A 13980-nucleotide genomic window follows, 5' to 3' on the forward strand; every position below is an offset into this window, starting at 1 on the left:
GGATATCGGGATCGACAGTCTTGGACTGGTGGAAAGCATCTTCGCCATTGAAGAGACCTTCGACATCTCGGTGCCGTTCAACGCGAACGATCCGCAAGCGAGCGATTTCGACATTTCCTCGATTGCGGCGATTGTCGCGGCGGTCGAGCAACTGACGTCCGAGCAAAGCGCCTGATGCACCGCGTGGTCATCACGGGGGCGGGCACGATCAACCCGCTTGGCGGGGATGTGCCCTCGACGCTGGAGGCCATGCGCGAGGGGCGCTGCGGGATCGGTCCGCTGGATATCCGCGACGTCGACCGGCTGGCCATTCAGATCGGCGGGCAGGTCAAGGGCTATGACGAGACGGCGCATTTCAACCGCCAACAGATCGCGCTTTATGACCGCTTCACGCAATTCACCCTGATCGCCGCCCGCGAGGCGCTGGCGCAGTCCGGCCTGACCTTCTCGGGCGAGCTGGCGGACAGGTCCGGCGTCGTGCTGGGCACCTCTGGCGGGGGGCTGACGACGCAGGATGAAAACTATCGCGCCGTCTATGAAGAGGGCAAGAACCGGGTCCACCCCCTGATCGTGCCCAAGCTGATGAACAATGCCGCTGCAAGCCATGTGTCGATGGAATGGAACCTGCGCGGGCCGTCTTTCACCGTCGCGACCGCCTGCGCCTCGTCCAATCACGCGATGGGGCAGGCCTTCAACATGATCCGGTCGGGGATGGCGAAGGTCATGGTCACGGGCGGGTCGGAGTCCATGCTCTGCTTTGGCGGGATCAAGGCATGGGAAGGCTTGCGGGTCATGTCCAAGGACGCTTGCCGCCCGTTCTCGGCCACGCGCAACGGCATGGTGCAGGGCGAAGGTGCCGGAGTCTTCGTCTTCGAGGATTTCGACCACGCCCGGGCGCGCGGTGCCGATATCCTGTGCGAGGTGATCGGCTTTGCCATGACCTCGGATGCGTCGGATATCGTCATGCCCTCCAAGCAGGGGGCGGCACGGGCCATCGCGGGGGCGATCAGGGATGCGCGGATCAGTCCCGGCGATGTCTGCTATATCAACGCCCATGGGACCGGCACGGCGGCGAACGACAAGACCGAATGCGCCGCGGTCGCCGATGTCTTCGGCAGCCATGCCGACCGGTTGATGATCTCGTCCACGAAATCGATGCACGGCCATCTGATCGGCGGCACCGGTGCGGTGGAACTGCTGGCCTGCATCATGGCCCTGCGCGACGGGATCGTCGCACCGACCATCGGCTACGAGGAACCAGACCCCGAATGCGCGCTTGATGTCGTCCCGAACGAGGCGCGCGAGGCGAAGGTCGAGGTCGCCTTGTCGAACGCCTTTGCCTTCGGGGGGCTGAATGCCGTCATGGCCCTGCGCCGCCTTGCCATATGACGCAAGGCGCGCTTGGGGGCCTGGGCGTTAGTCGGCGGGCAGCGGCACGATGGAATCGTAGGCGGCGGTGAAACCGGTCAGCGAAATGGTCAGCACGACCTCGGCGTCATCGGCGAATGCCGGAACAATCCGCAGGCTACCGGTCGCGCCGCGCTTCAGCTCGTCGATCTCGGCTTGCGTAAAGCCGACACGCGCGATGCACCCCGAGGCATTGCAAAAGCGGTAAGGATAGGCGCGCGGGTTCTGGCCATCCACGGCGATGGTCAATTGGGCGGGCAGGAAGGTTTCCAGCGGCACGACGATGTTTGACCCCGCAACGACGTTTCCGCCTTCGGGCAGACGGAACATGTTGAATTCGGCCACGGCGACGCCGTCTTCATTCATCAAGAGCTGATAAAGATTGCAGCCTTCCTGCTCGCCCTCGGCGGCCTTGATGCACCTGATCTGCCAGTCCCCTTGGGTTTCGCGGATGTAAGGCTCGCCGACCGCCGGTGTGACGGATTGGCCGATATCGAACTCGCCGCTGTTCTCGGCCGCGGTGTCCTGTGCCTGTGCGGCAGTCGCACAAAGCAAAGTGGCGGTGAACAGGATGGGCTTGAGAAAATGGCGCATGATATACCTCTGTGGTTTTGCGCTGCGTAACATGCATGGGCGGTGATCAACAGGGTGAACGCGCGGTTGTTTGGCAGAACCCTGCTCACATTTTCGGGGGCCGAAAGGTGAAGAAGGGCCCCGTTAAAGGACCCCTCTCTTTTTCGTCTCCCTGTCGGACTTGGCCGACTAATTGGCAAAATGCTACGCAAAGCACGATTGACCGTCAACCGGAAATGCAGACCGGATCGGTTCCGGTTTTCAACGGCTTCGTGATGAAAAAAGCCGTGCCCGAGGGCACGGCAGTCTGACAGGGAGGAACGCAAGAACCGCAACATCGGTTGCCGCACTTGCATGGTTTAGACTGGCACCGATTGGTTAAGAATGTATCTTCTGGCCAGGACACATCAGGGGGGCAGGGATGTCAGAGACGATCTTTATTGGCGGCGGCGGCGAGGGGTATGGCGAGCCGCAGGTGATGCGGCTGGACAAGGCCAACCGCCACGGGCTGATTGCGGGGGCGACCGGCACCGGCAAGACCGTCACCTTGCAGATCATGGCCGAGGCTTTTTCGGCCGCCGGTGTCCCGGTCTTTCTGTCGGATGTGAAGGGCGACCTGTCCGGTCTGGCGGCCAGCGGATCGGCTGCGGCGAAGTTGCATGAACCTTTCATGTCGCGGGCGCAGACCATCGGGCTTGATCTGCAATACGACAGTTTCCCCGTCACCTTCTGGGACCTTTTCGGCAAGCAGGGCCACCCGATCCGCGCCACTGTCGCCGAGATGGGGCCGCTTTTGCTGTCGCGCCTGATGGACCTGACCGGCGCGCAGGAAGGTGTTCTGAACGTGGCTTTCCGTGTCGCCGATGAAGAGGGTCTGCCGCTGCTCGATCTCAAGGATTTGCAGGCGCTTCTGGTCTGGGTCGGGCAGAACGCCAGCGCCCTGTCCTTGCGGTATGGAAACGTCGCTGCCGCCTCGGTCGGTGCGATCCAGCGGGCCTTGCTGGTGCTGGAAAACCAGGGCGGCGCTGCGCTTTTCGGTGAACCGGCGCTGGAGCTTGCCGATATGATGCGCCTGCGCGAGGGTCGCGGCGAGATCAATATTCTGGCCGCCGACCAGTTGATGGCCAGCCCGCGTCTTTATGCGACGTTCCTGCTGTGGCTTCTGTCAGAGCTTTTCGAGGAACTGCCCGAGGTCGGCAACCCCGACAAACCCAAGCTGGTGTTCTTCTTCGACGAGGCGCATCTGCTGTTCGACGGTGCGCCCAAGGTGCTGGTGGACAAGGTCGAACAGGTCGCGCGTCTGATCCGGTCGAAGGGCGTGGGCGTCTATTTCGTCACCCAGAACCCCGCCGATATTCCCGACGATGTCCTGGGCCAGCTTGGCAACCGCGTGCAACATGCCTTGCGGGCCTTTACGGCGAAGGACCGCAAGGCGCTCAAGTCTGCCGCGGAAACCTACCGCGACAATCCGGCCTTCGATACAGCCGATGCGATCCAGCAGGTCGGCACGGGCGAGGCGGTCACATCCTTTCTGGACCGCAAGGGCATCCCCGAGATCGTCCAGCGCACGCTGATCCGGCCGCCGTCGTCACAGCTTGGCCCGATCGACGCCGCCACCCGCAAGTTTCTAATGGCGCAGAGCGCGATGGCCGGCAAATACGACGACCCGCTCGACCGTGAAAGCGCCTTCGAGATCCTGCAGAAACGGGCCGAGGCCGCGGCGAAAGCCGCCGAAGTGGCGGAAGAAGCAGAGGCGCGGCTGGAAGAACAGGAACGCGAGTTCAAGGCGGCCCGGCGCTATGACGGTGGGCGCACCAGCAGCAGGTCCACCGCGCGCCGGTCCACCGACGACAGCCTCGGGGGTGCGCTCGCCTCGGCTGTGGCGAAGGAACTGAAAGGCACCACGGGCCGCCGGATCGTGCGGGGGGTATTGGGCGGGCTGTTCAAGGGGCGGTAGCTTCGCAGTGCTTGATGATTGACTGGCCCTGATCTTCGGCCGATGTTCGGGACAAGGTCGTGAGTTTTGACCGTCAGCCGCGCAGGAGCCGGACGTGAACGCCATCGACCCCTACCACTTCCATCCCGAATTGCGTGGCAAGATCAAACCCGCCGCGGACTCGTTCTTCCGTGACATGGACCTTGCGGCTGTCGACGAGCAGGTGGCCGAAGCGGGTTTTCCCTCCGACTGGCGCACGCCTTGCGACGATCGCGAGGCAGATCGGCGCGAATGGCTGGAAGGTCACCGGGACCAAGACCTCTGGATCTTTGCCTATGGGTCGCTGATCTGGGATCCGTCCGTCGAGTTTGACGAAGTCCGCGTGGCAAGATGCGAGGGCTTTCAGCGCAGTTTCTGCCTATGGGATGACGGCGGCAGGGGGTCCGTCGATGAACCCGGGCTGATGCTTGCGATCGACGAAGGTGGTTGCTGCGAAGGTGTCGCTTTCCGAATCCCGAAGGAAAAGATCGAACAGGAAACCTTTGTCCTGTTTCGTCGTGAAATGCTCATGCCGGTCTATCGTCCCGCATGGCTTGAATTGCAGACAGGGGCAGGTCCGGTGACGGGTTTGGCCTTTGTCGCGAACAGGGACCACAAGGATATCCGCCCCGGTCTGCCAATGGACCAAAAGGCGCGGATGATCGCGCATGCAAGCGGGTTTCTGGGCAGCAATTTCGACTATCTTGAAGAGCTGTCAGAACGGCTTGTTTTGCTAGGCATCAACGATCCCTATGTGGCAACTCTCTTGGATGCGACGAAAGACGAACGGCAAAGCGCTTGGCGTCCCATGAAACACGTCGTCACAACTGCCTGATCTTCAGCGTCGCGAGGCGGTTTTCCTCTTTCGCGATCACTTCGAACCGGAAGCCGTGGAAGGAAAAGACCTGTCCTTCGACGGGGATCATCTGCGCCTCATGGATCACCAGACCCGCGACGGTGTTCGCCTCGTCATCCGGCAGGGTCCAGTCATGCGCGCGATTGAGGTCGCGGATCGTCATGCCGCCGTCCACGATGAAGGCGCCATCATCGGTCTTCGCGATCAGGTCCTCTTCGTGGTCGTCGAATTCATCGGTGATCTCGCCCACGATCTCTTCGAGGATATCTTCCAGCGTGATCAACCCCTGCAACGCCCCGTATTCGTCGACCACCAGCGCGAAATGCGTCTTGCGCTTGAGGAAGTTGCGCATCTGGTCGTCCAGCGTCGTCGTCTCGGGCACGAAATAGGGCGGCATCGCCACTTTCATGATGTCGAAGGCATCGAGACCCTTGGGATTCTGGCCGCCGTCCAGCAGCTTGTGCATGGCGCGCAGCAGGTCCTTTGCATGCACCATGCCGACGATGTTCTCGGGCTCGCCACGAAAGATCGGCAGGCGGGTATAGGGGCTTTTCAGGATTTGGCTCAGGATTTCATCGGGCGGCGAGGCGACATCGATCATCTCGATGCCCGAGCGGTGAAGCATGATTTCCTCGACGGTCCGCTCGTTCAGATCGAGCGCGCCGAGAATGCGGTCGCGGTCCTCTTTCTCGACCAGCCCTTCGGAATGGCCAAGCGACAACGCGCCTGCGATCTCTTCACGCACGGCAAGAATGTTGCTGTCGGGGTCGGTGCGCACACCGAAGACAAACAGCACCCCGCGCACGAAATAGCGCACCGCGCTGACAAGGGGCGAAAACAGCAGGATCACCAGCGAGATGGGGCGGGCAACGCGGCTGGCAAAGGACTCGGGGTAGGTGATGGCAAGGGTCTTCGGCAGCACCTCGGCAAAGATCAGGACAAGTCCGGTCATGACCAGCGTCGCGACAGCCACACCGTTCTGGCCGAAAAGACGGGTCAGAACAGCCGTCGCCAGCGACGTGGCAAGAATATTGACGACGTTGTTGCCCAAGAGCACCGATCCGATCAGCCGCTCGTTGTCTTCGGTGACCTTGAGGGCCCGTTGGGCCCCCTTGTTGCCCTTGTCGGCCGCCGCCCGCAGCTTGCCGCGCGACGAGGCGGTCAGCGCGGTCTCGGAGCCGGAAAAGAAGGCAGAGGCTATCAGCAGAACCGCAATCGCACCGGAGGTAATCCAGAACGCGGCATCAAGGGTCGTGGGGTCCATGGGGGTCTTTCGCAAAAACGCTATGCGCGAATATGGAGGGTCCGGCAGCCCGCATCAAGACTTGCGGGATTTGGCAAGGGGATGGTGTTGCAAAACAAGGTCTCTCAGGCGCGCATCGACCACATGGGTATAGATCTCGGTGGTCGCCACATCCGCATGTCCCAACATGGTCTGGATGGCGCGCAGGTCGGCGCCGCCTTCCAGCAGGTGGGTCGCGAAGGCATGGCGCAACCTGTGGGGTGTGACCTTTGACGGCGGGACACCGCCGCGCAGGGCGAAGTCCTTGATCAGGCCAAAGAACCTGTGGCGCGTCAGATGCCCGGCCTTGCCGTGCGACGGAAACAGAAACCGCGAGGGCGGTTTGCCGGCCTTGCGCGCGGTCTCTTCTGCGGCGTCCCGTTCGGCAAGATAGGACGCAAGCGCCTGCCGCGCAGGCGGCGAGAGCGGTACCAGTCTCTCCTTGCCGCCCTTGCCCCGCACCAGAAGCATGCGCGGATCACCGCGCGCCGCCGCGACCGGCAGGCTGACCAGTTCCGTCACCCGCATGCCGGTGGCATAAAGCAATTCCATCAGGCAGGTATTGCGCAACGTCTCTTTCGGAGACGCGCGCGCGGCGTCCAGCAGCCGGTCCACCTCTGCGATGCTCAGGGTCTTGGGCAAGCGCTGAGCCCGACCGGGGCCCTTGATCTGGACGGCGGGGTTGTCGGCGCGCCAGCCCTCGTCGAAGGCGAAACGGTAAAGCTGCTTGATGGCCGACAGACGGCGGGCACGGGTAGATTTCGCCAGACCCTGCGTCTCGCAGTCGATCAGGTAATCCTCGACGTCGGAGCGGCAGGCGTCGGCGAAATCCGTGCCTTGCGCCTGCAGCCAGTCGGCAAAGCCCCGCAGATCCCGCGCATAGGACAAAAGCGTATTCTGCGCGGCGTCCATCTCGGCTGCCTGTGCTTCGAGAAACACCTGCACCCAACGGGACATCTGGGTGGGCGCGGTCATATGGTGCGGTTCAAAAGCAGGTATTGCAGGGCCGCGCGGCGGGCCACATCCTCCAGCCCCAGGCTGCGCAGAACGCCGATCGCAGAGATCAGCGACCGCAAGTCACCCTCGGTCCCGGCACTGAAGAGACGCAGCGTGATCAGCAGCGCTTCGCCCAGTTTGTCTTCTTCCAGCAGCCTTGCGATGTTCTGTGGAACCTCGGGCGTCGCAAAGGCATCGGCAACCGCGATCTGGGATGGACCTGTCGCAAGGGCCCTGTCGGGGGTGCCGCGCGCCACGCCGATCAGGAAAGGGTCCACATCCAGATCCCGCCGCAAGCTGGCAAGCGCCACGCGTTCATAGGCGGCCGACAGCAAACCGACTTCGACCGCCAGTGCCGCGGCATCCGCGCGCAGCGGCAGATCCTGCAGGGCCGCACCATAGAGTTTGGCAAACTGGATTTCGGCGCGCGCGGCGCGCATCGCCGCCCATGCCGCAGGCAGCGTATCTGCGATGGCATCGACATCGCGCGCCAGCATCGCCACATCAAAACGCTGCACCGCCGCCGCGCGATCCCAGACCCCCCCCGAGGCCGCAGGCGTCCGCGAAGTATAGTGCCGCAGCAGGACGTTTTCCGACACCGCACCATGACGGGCAAGCCGTTCGGCCGCATCGAGCTGCGCCTTCCAGGGCGCGGTAAAGCGCAGGTCGGCATGGGCAAAGGCAAGCGCAAGCTGGCCGGTGGCAATCGGTTCACCGATCGCCTCGTGCATGCGGAAGGTCAGCGGGGTGACCGGTTCGGGCAGATCGAGCGCGGGCTCGCCCTCGTAAAGTTCGGGATCCAGAAAGCGCGACAAGAGCGCCTCTTCCGCAGGCGAGATGTCGCCCAGAACGCGGTGGGTGTTCAGGGTCAGGGCCGCCAGCGGCCAGTCGCCGCTGCGCGCAAGGCAGAAGATCCGGGCGGGATAGGTCGGCGCGATAGAGGGCGTTTCCTGCATGACATCGCAGGCCGCGTCCTCGGTGCCGGTCAGCAGCGCCACGTCGAACCAGCGCTGGAACAGCGGCGGGGTATCGGGCGCGGCCTGTTCGATCAGCGACTTGGCCTGTTCCAGCGCGCCCATGTCCAAAAGCTTGTCCACACGGGCCAGAAAAAGCGCGTCATCAGCCCCCGCATCGCCTGGCGGATCGGCCTCGGCCATCATCAGAACCTTCAGAAAGTCCTGCAGGGCGGGCAGCATATCGACCCGCTCGCTGCGGACAAGTGCCACGAGGTCGGCCTCGGGGCTTGCGGACCACAAGGTCCGTGGCAGGCCGGTGACACGCGGCGGCAAGATACCGACCGGATCCTTTGACGGTTCGGCCAGCGGCGTCGTCACGATATCTGGCGAGGTCACGGCCTCGGCCACGGGTGGCTCGGGCGGCGGGGCCTCTTCGACACTGCGCGACAGCCAGTCGATGGCCGACAAGGGCTCGCCCGGCGAGGGGCCTTGGGCCAATGCCGGAGACACCGCAAGCCAAACTGCGGCGGCGGTCAGGGCCTTAGTTTGCATCCAGTGTGACAGGGCGGGTTACCTCTTGGGCGGGGGCAGCAAAGTCAGCCGGAAAGAACAATGGTCCGAGATAGGCATAGGCGACAAGTGCGACCGCACAAAGCACGACCAGATAGAATACCGCTTTGATCAACCGCCACATCGCTTGCCTCGCTTCATTGCCTGCCTGACATATGTGGGTTCTTCCCCAACTGTTGAAGGGAGTATATATCCCCTTTGAACCAAGATCACGGCCTTCGTGGATTAATTTTTGCTGCGGCAGGGGGCTGCCGAAACCGAAGGGACGGATATGTCCGCCAGCCATCGCTACCGGTTGACCAGAACTGTCGTGCTTGTGGGCATGATGGGGTCCGGCAAAACCGCCATCGGGCGGGCGCTGGCGGCCGAACTGGACGTGCCTTTCGTCGATAGCGATGCCGCGATCGAAGAGGCCGCCGCCGCGACCATCGCGGAAATCTTCGCCCGCGATGGCGAGGACTTCTTTCGCAAGCGCGAGGAAGAGGTGCTGCGCCGCCTGCTGTCGGGTCCACCGGGGATCGTGTCGACCGGGGGCGGGGCGTTTCTGTCCGAAGCGAACCGCGCGGCGATTGCCGATCTGGGGATCGCGGTCTGGCTTGATGCCGATCTTGCCACCTTGTGGGAACGCGTGCGCCACAAGGATACGCGGCCCTTGTTGCGGACCGCGGACCCCAAGGCGACCTTGGCCGAGATCTTTCACAAGCGCACCCCGATCTATCGGCAGGCCGGTCTGCACATTCGCGTCGCGGCCGACGCCTCGATCACCGAGACGATGCAGACGGTGCTTGGGGCATTGGCCGCGCGCCCTGATATTCTGGAGAACAAGTGATGCATGTGACTGTGCCTGTGGACCTGCCCGGTCGGGCCTATGACATCTTGATCGGTCCGGGCGTGCTGGATCAGGCGGGCGCGCTGATTGCGGCCATGGGCGGGCGCAAGCACGTCTGCATCCTGACGGACGCCAATGTCGCGCCGCTGCATCTGGCGGCTTTGCAGGATGCCTTGACCGCAGATGGGCTGACCGCCGAGGCGCTGGTCTTGCCTGCGGGGGAAGGGACCAAAAGCTGGCGCCATCTGGAACAATCGGTCGAGTGGCTTCTGGCGCAAAAGGTCGAGCGCGGCGATGTCGTCGTCGCTTTCGGTGGCGGGGTGATCGGCGATCTGGCGGGCTTTGCCGCCGCGATCCTGCGCCGCGGTGTCCGTTTCGTGCAGATCCCGACATCGCTTTTGGCGCAGGTCGACAGCTCTGTCGGGGGCAAGACAGGCATCAATTCGCCCAGCGGCAAGAACCTGATCGGGGCGTTCCATCAGCCAAGTCTCGTGCTGGCCGATACAGCGCTTCTGGGCACGCTGCCCGCGCGTGACTTTCTTGCCGGATATGGCGAGGTCGTGAAATACGGGCTGCTGGGTGATGCTGCCTTTTTCGACTGGCTCGAGGCCGAGGCCCCCGCGCTGGCGCGTGGCGACATGGACGCCCGCGTCCGCGCGGTTCAGCGGTCATGCGAGATGAAGGCCGAGATCGTGCAGCGCGACGAGACCGAACAGGGCGACCGCGCGCTGTTGAACCTCGGGCACACGTTCTGCCATGCGCTCGAGGCGGCAACGGGGTATTCGGACCGGCTGCTGCATGGTGAAGGCGTGGCAATCGGCTGTGCCCTGGCGTTCGAGCTGTCGGCGCGGCTGGGGCTGTGCAGTCAGGAAGACCCCAGCCGCCTGCGCGCGCATCTGCGCGAGATGGGCATGAAGGTCGATATCCGCGACATTCCGGGCGATCTGCCGGATGCCGAAGCGCTGCTGGCCATGATGGGGCAGGACAAGAAGGTGAAGGACGGCAAGCTGCGGTTCATTCTGGCGCGCGGGATTGGTGCCGTCTTCATCACCTCTGATGTCCCGCGCGAGGCTGTTCTTGCCGTCCTGCAGGATGCCCTGCGCACCTAGATCGATGGTGCGGCAGGCATGGGGCCAAGGCCCCCATCAGCGATCGTCGTCGTCCTTGTCGTCGAGATCCAGCCCGATGCCATGTTTGCGGATGAACCAAAAGAAGGCAGGCATTTCCATCGCAAAGAGCGTCACCAGCGTGAAGACAAACCAGTTCGTCGTAAACAGGATCAGCGAGAACCGCACATCCGTTCCCATGAACCACGCCCCAGCGACGACAACCGCAAGGACCGTCAGCACGACATCGATCAGCATGATCTTGTTCAGCGTCTTGGTCTGCAGGCTTGGATAAATCCCCAGATAGGCGACGCCGAGAATGACGGCGTTCAGGATCACAATTTGCAGTTCCGGCGCGACCTCCATCACTTAAAAGGGGATCTCGTCGTCCATATCGCCCGCGCCGACAGGGGCACCGCCGCCATAACCGCCACTGCTGCTGCTGCCGCCATAGGACGCGCCGCCGCCGGAATAGCCGCCGCCCTGACCACCGCCGCCCTGACCGTCGCTGCGCCCGTCCAGCATCGTCAGCGTGCTGTTATAGGGGCGTAGCACAACTTCGGTCGTGTAGCGGTCCTGACCGCTCTGATCCTGCCACTTGCGGGTTTCAAGTTGTCCTTCGATATAGACTTTGGAGCCTTTCCGCAGATACTGTTCGGCCACGCGGGCCAGCGGTTCGGAGAAAATCGCAACAGAGTGCCATTCGGTCTTTTCGCGCCGTTCGGCGGTGTTCTTGTCCTTCCACGTCTCGGAGGTGGCGATGCGCAGGTTGCAGACCTTGCCGCCGTTCTGAAACGTCCGCACCTCGGGATCGGCACCCAGATTCCCGATAAGAATGACTTTGTTCACTGATCCGGCCATGACGGCACCCCCTGCGATTCCTGTTCGACGCTTTTGTGACAGACCCTGCATGGCGCAACAAGGTTAACGATGCGTTGAAGGCGCCCCGATGGGACGCCCTCGCCTGTGCTGCGCGGTGACCTATTCGGCGGCGATCTGGATCACCGGTTCCATCTGGTTGAGTTCCTCGTCCGAGAGATGGCACTTGATCTGATGGCCATTGCCCAGTTGCCGGACGGGCGGCACGTCTTTCTCGCACAGCCCACCCGCGACCTTGGATTTCCAGCGGCACCTTGTCTGGAAAGGGCAGCCCGACGGCGGGTTCATCGCGGAAGGGATATCGCCTTCGAGAACGATGTGCTTTTTCGCGATCTTGGTGTCGGCAATCGGCACCGCCGAGAGCAGCGCCTCGGTATAGGGGTGGTAGGGTGGCGAAAAGACCTGATCGGTCGTCCCCAGTTCCACCACATGGCCCAGATACATCACCATCACGCGGTCGCTGAGGTAGCGGACGATCGACAGGTCATGGCTGATGAAAAGCAGCGTGGTTTTGTGCTCGCGCTGGATTTCCATCAACAGGTCGGTCACAGCCGCCTGCACCGACACATCGAGCGCCGAGACAGGTTCGTCCGCCACCACGATGCGGGCATCCCCCGCAAAGGCGCGCGCAATGCCGACGCGCTGCTTCTGACCGCCAGAAAGCTGGCGCGGCATCCGGTCGGCAAAGGCGCGCGGCAGTTTCACAAGGTCCAGCAGTTGTAGCATCCGCTCGCGCCGTTCGGCGTCGTTGCTGCCGACGCCGAAGATTTCCAGCGCGCGGATGATCTGCCGTCCAACGGTCATGGAGGGGTTCAACGTGTCGAAGGGGTTCTGGAAGACCATCTGGATGTCGGCGACATTCTTGGTCGTGCGCTTTTCGATCGGCACATCGCCAATGGATTGATTTTCCAGAAGGATCTGCCCATCTGTCGCGGTTTCCAGCCCCATGAGCACCTTGGCGAAGGTGGATTTCCCGCAACCCGACTCGCCGACAATGGCAAGCGTTTCGCTTTCGCGGGCTTCGAAGCTGAGGGTTTCGTTGGCTTTCACCACCCGCTTTTCGCCCCCCCCGAAGAGCGCGTTGGCGGCGACCTCGTAGTATTTCTTGAGGTTGTCCATCTTCAGGACCACATTGCCCGGTTCCGGCTTCGGCGGTTTGGCTTCCACCTGCGGCGGGGCGGTCCAGTCGATTTCCTTGAACCGCAGGCAGCGGGTCTGGTGGCGGTCGTTGCCTTCGACCTGCGCCATTGGAATGAACCCCTGATCGCAGCGGCCGACCTCGAAATAATCGCAGCGCGGGCCGAAGTTGCAGCCGAGGGGACGTTCATGGGGCAGGGGGAAGTTGCCGGGGATCGCGACCAGCGGGCGGGCGTTCTTGTCGGCGCCGGGCAGCGGGATGGACCGGAACAGCGCCTGCGTATAGGGGTGCTGCATCGTGTCGAAAACGTCTTCGATGCTGCCGCGTTCCACCGCCTCGCCGGAATACATCACGCAGATACGGTCACAGGTTTCCAGCACCAACCCCAAGTTATGACTGATAAAAAGCATCGAGGTGCCGTATTTCTTGCCAAGGTCCTTGACCAGTTCGACCACGGCGGCCTCGACCGTCACATCGAGGGCGGTTGTGGGCTCGTCCAGGATCAGAAGCGCGGGCTTGGACATCAGCGCCATGGCGATGACGATCCGCTGCTGCTGGCCGCCCGACAACTGGTGCGGGTAGCTGCGCAGCATCCGTTCGGGATCGGGGAGTTTCACGTCCCTGACGACTTCCAGCGCGCGTTTGTAGGCCTCTTGCTCGCCGATGCCTTCATGGATCATCGGCACTTCCATCAACTGTTTGCCGATCCGCATGGCAGGGTTGAGCGAGGCCATAGGTTCTTGATAAATCATGGCAATATCCTTGCCACGGATCTCGCGCAGGCGTTCGGGCGACATGGTGTTCATCTCTTCGCCCTTGAACTTGATCGACCCGCCGACGATGCGGCCGTTCACGCCAAGGTCCTGCATCACACCCAGCGCCACGGTGGATTTGCCGCAGCCGGATTCACCAACAAGACCAAGGGCTTCGCCCGGCATGACGGTGGCTGAAAAGTCCATCACGGCGGGGATTTCGCGCAGGCGGGTGAAGAAGGAAATCGAAAGCTTGTCGATTTCGAGGATGGGTTGGTCGGTCATTCAATGTCCCTTTCGAGGGGCCGTTTGAGCTTGCTGCATCACGTCGGCATCACGTCGGCAAAACGTCGGGCAAGGCGGGGCGGTGCCTTGCCCGATGATTAATCTTTCAGGCTCTCTTCGCGCAGCCCGTCGGCCAGCAGGTTCAGCCCCAGAACAAGGCTGAGCAGCGCCATCGCCGGAGGCAGGGCAGGGTGGGCGAAGACCAGCAGAAGCTTGCGCCCCTCGTTGATGGTCGATCCCCAGTCAGGGCTTTCCGAGGACAGCCCCAGACCGAAGAAGCCCAAGGTGCCCAGCAGGATCGTGGTATAGCCGATCCGCAGACAGAAATCGACGATCAGCGGCCCGCGCGCATTGGGCAGGATCTCCCACAGCATGA

General features: G+C 62.9%; 14 protein-coding genes and 1 pseudogene. 6 read left to right on the forward strand and 9 right to left on the reverse strand.

Annotated features, from left to right (window positions below; all coding sequences use genetic code 11):
- A partial coding sequence (locus tag V7N12_RS07740) for an acyl carrier protein (RefSeq protein WP_333713843.1) occupies positions 1-175 on the forward strand: 175 nt, incomplete at its 5' end.
- Positions 175-1389: a beta-ketoacyl-[acyl-carrier-protein] synthase family protein gene (locus tag V7N12_RS07745; RefSeq protein WP_333713831.1), complete on the forward strand. Its 1215-nt coding sequence runs from the start codon at positions 175-177 to the stop codon at positions 1387-1389. The genes V7N12_RS07740 and V7N12_RS07745, both read left to right, overlap by 1 nt.
- A gap of 27 nt (positions 1390-1416) precedes the next feature.
- On the opposite strand, the gene V7N12_RS07750 is transcribed toward V7N12_RS07745, so the two are convergent.
- Entirely contained in the window at positions 1417-2001 is a 585-nt protein-coding gene (locus tag V7N12_RS07750) for an invasion associated locus B family protein (protein ID WP_333713832.1), read from the reverse strand.
- Between the two features lie 400 nt (positions 2002-2401).
- Here V7N12_RS07750 and V7N12_RS07755 point away from each other — a divergent pair, with 400 nt between their 5' ends.
- Positions 2402-3937: a helicase HerA-like domain-containing protein gene (locus V7N12_RS07755; RefSeq protein ID WP_333713833.1), complete on the forward strand. Its 1536-nt coding sequence runs from the start codon at positions 2402-2404 to the stop codon at positions 3935-3937.
- A gap of 94 nt (positions 3938-4031) precedes the next feature.
- Positions 4032-4790, forward strand: a complete 759-nt coding sequence (locus V7N12_RS07760) for a gamma-glutamylcyclotransferase (RefSeq protein ID WP_333713834.1) — start codon at positions 4032-4034, stop codon at positions 4788-4790.
- Here the strand turns inward: V7N12_RS07760 and V7N12_RS07765 are convergent.
- Genes V7N12_RS07765 through V7N12_RS07780 form a run of 4 tightly spaced genes read right to left on the reverse strand, consistent with a single transcriptional unit; the run spans position 4777 to position 8739 of the window.
- Complete coding sequence (locus V7N12_RS07765; protein ID WP_333713835.1) at positions 4777-6075, reverse strand: HlyC/CorC family transporter; 1299 nt, start codon at positions 6073-6075, stop codon at positions 4777-4779. The genes V7N12_RS07760 and V7N12_RS07765 overlap by 14 nt on opposite strands.
- 54 nt (positions 6076-6129) lie before the next feature.
- Positions 6130-7068, reverse strand: a complete 939-nt coding sequence (locus V7N12_RS07770; RefSeq protein WP_333713836.1) for a site-specific tyrosine recombinase XerD — start codon at positions 7066-7068, stop codon at positions 6130-6132.
- On the reverse strand, positions 7065-8597 hold the full coding sequence (locus tag V7N12_RS07775) for a hypothetical protein (protein ID WP_333713837.1): 1533 nt from the start codon (positions 8595-8597) through the stop codon (positions 7065-7067). The genes V7N12_RS07770 and V7N12_RS07775 overlap by 4 nt, the downstream gene beginning before the upstream one ends.
- A complete protein-coding gene (locus V7N12_RS07780; protein ID WP_333713838.1) occupies positions 8587-8739 on the reverse strand; it encodes a hypothetical protein in 153 nt (50 codons plus the stop codon). Before V7N12_RS07780 ends, V7N12_RS07775 begins: the two co-directional genes overlap by 11 nt.
- Positions 8740-8886: 147 nt before the next feature.
- On the opposite strand from V7N12_RS07780, the gene V7N12_RS07785 reads away from it, so the two are divergent.
- Entirely contained in the window at positions 8887-9444 is a 558-nt protein-coding gene (locus V7N12_RS07785; RefSeq protein WP_333713839.1) for a shikimate kinase, read from the forward strand.
- Positions 9444-10553, forward strand: coding sequence for a 3-dehydroquinate synthase (gene aroB, locus V7N12_RS07790; RefSeq protein ID WP_333713840.1), 1110 nt, complete (start codon positions 9444-9446; stop codon positions 10551-10553). The genes V7N12_RS07785 and aroB overlap by 1 nt, the downstream gene beginning before the upstream one ends.
- Before the next feature lie 36 nt (positions 10554-10589).
- Here aroB and V7N12_RS07795 read toward each other — a convergent pair whose 3' ends face one another.
- From V7N12_RS07795 to V7N12_RS07810, 4 genes and pseudogenes are all read right to left on the reverse strand, one after another.
- Positions 10590-10916 (reverse strand): hypothetical protein, encoded by a 327-nt coding sequence (locus tag V7N12_RS07795; protein WP_333713844.1) that lies wholly within the window; start codon positions 10914-10916, stop codon positions 10590-10592.
- Between the two features lie 3 nt (positions 10917-10919).
- Positions 10920-11411: a single-stranded DNA-binding protein gene (gene ssb / locus V7N12_RS07800; RefSeq protein WP_333713841.1), complete on the reverse strand. Its 492-nt coding sequence runs from the start codon at positions 11409-11411 to the stop codon at positions 10920-10922.
- A gap of 120 nt (positions 11412-11531) precedes the next feature.
- Positions 11532-13604: an ABC transporter ATP-binding protein gene (locus V7N12_RS07805; RefSeq protein WP_333713842.1), complete on the reverse strand. Its 2073-nt coding sequence runs from the start codon at positions 13602-13604 to the stop codon at positions 11532-11534.
- A 98-nt stretch (positions 13605-13702) separates the two neighbouring features.
- Positions 13703-13980 (reverse strand): annotated as a pseudogene (locus V7N12_RS07810) (ABC transporter permease); the annotation flags it as partial.

This window comes from Yoonia sp., from assembly GCF_036770585.1.
GTDB lineage: Bacteria > Pseudomonadota > Alphaproteobacteria > Rhodobacterales > Rhodobacteraceae > Yoonia.

What these genes read in the sequence shown, in the direction of transcription:
- V7N12_RS07745 (WP_333713831.1), top strand. Translation starts at nt 175, where the DNA reads ATGCACCGCGTGGTCATCACGGGGGCGGGCACGATCAACCCGCTTGGC.
- V7N12_RS07750 (WP_333713832.1), bottom strand. Translation starts at nt 2,001, where the DNA reads ATGCGCCATTTTCTCAAGCCCATCCTGTTCACCGCCACTTTGCTTTGT.
- V7N12_RS07755 (WP_333713833.1), top strand. Translation starts at nt 2,402, where the DNA reads ATGTCAGAGACGATCTTTATTGGCGGCGGCGGCGAGGGGTATGGCGAG.
- V7N12_RS07765 (WP_333713835.1), bottom strand. Translation starts at nt 6,075, where the DNA reads ATGGACCCCACGACCCTTGATGCCGCGTTCTGGATTACCTCCGGTGCG.
- V7N12_RS07770 (WP_333713836.1), bottom strand. Translation starts at nt 7,068, where the DNA reads ATGACCGCGCCCACCCAGATGTCCCGTTGGGTGCAGGTGTTTCTCGAA.
- V7N12_RS07775 (WP_333713837.1), bottom strand. Translation starts at nt 8,597, where the DNA reads ATGCAAACTAAGGCCCTGACCGCCGCCGCAGTTTGGCTTGCGGTGTCT.
- V7N12_RS07780 (WP_333713838.1), bottom strand. Translation starts at nt 8,739, where the DNA reads ATGTGGCGGTTGATCAAAGCGGTATTCTATCTGGTCGTGCTTTGTGCG.
- V7N12_RS07785 (WP_333713839.1), top strand. Translation starts at nt 8,887, where the DNA reads ATGTCCGCCAGCCATCGCTACCGGTTGACCAGAACTGTCGTGCTTGTG.
- aroB (WP_333713840.1), top strand. Translation starts at nt 9,444, where the DNA reads ATGCATGTGACTGTGCCTGTGGACCTGCCCGGTCGGGCCTATGACATC.
- V7N12_RS07795 (WP_333713844.1), bottom strand. Translation starts at nt 10,916, where the DNA reads ATGGAGGTCGCGCCGGAACTGCAAATTGTGATCCTGAACGCCGTCATT.
- ssb (WP_333713841.1), bottom strand. Translation starts at nt 11,411, where the DNA reads ATGGCCGGATCAGTGAACAAAGTCATTCTTATCGGGAATCTGGGTGCC.
- V7N12_RS07805 (WP_333713842.1), bottom strand. Translation starts at nt 13,604, where the DNA reads ATGACCGACCAACCCATCCTCGAAATCGACAAGCTTTCGATTTCCTTC.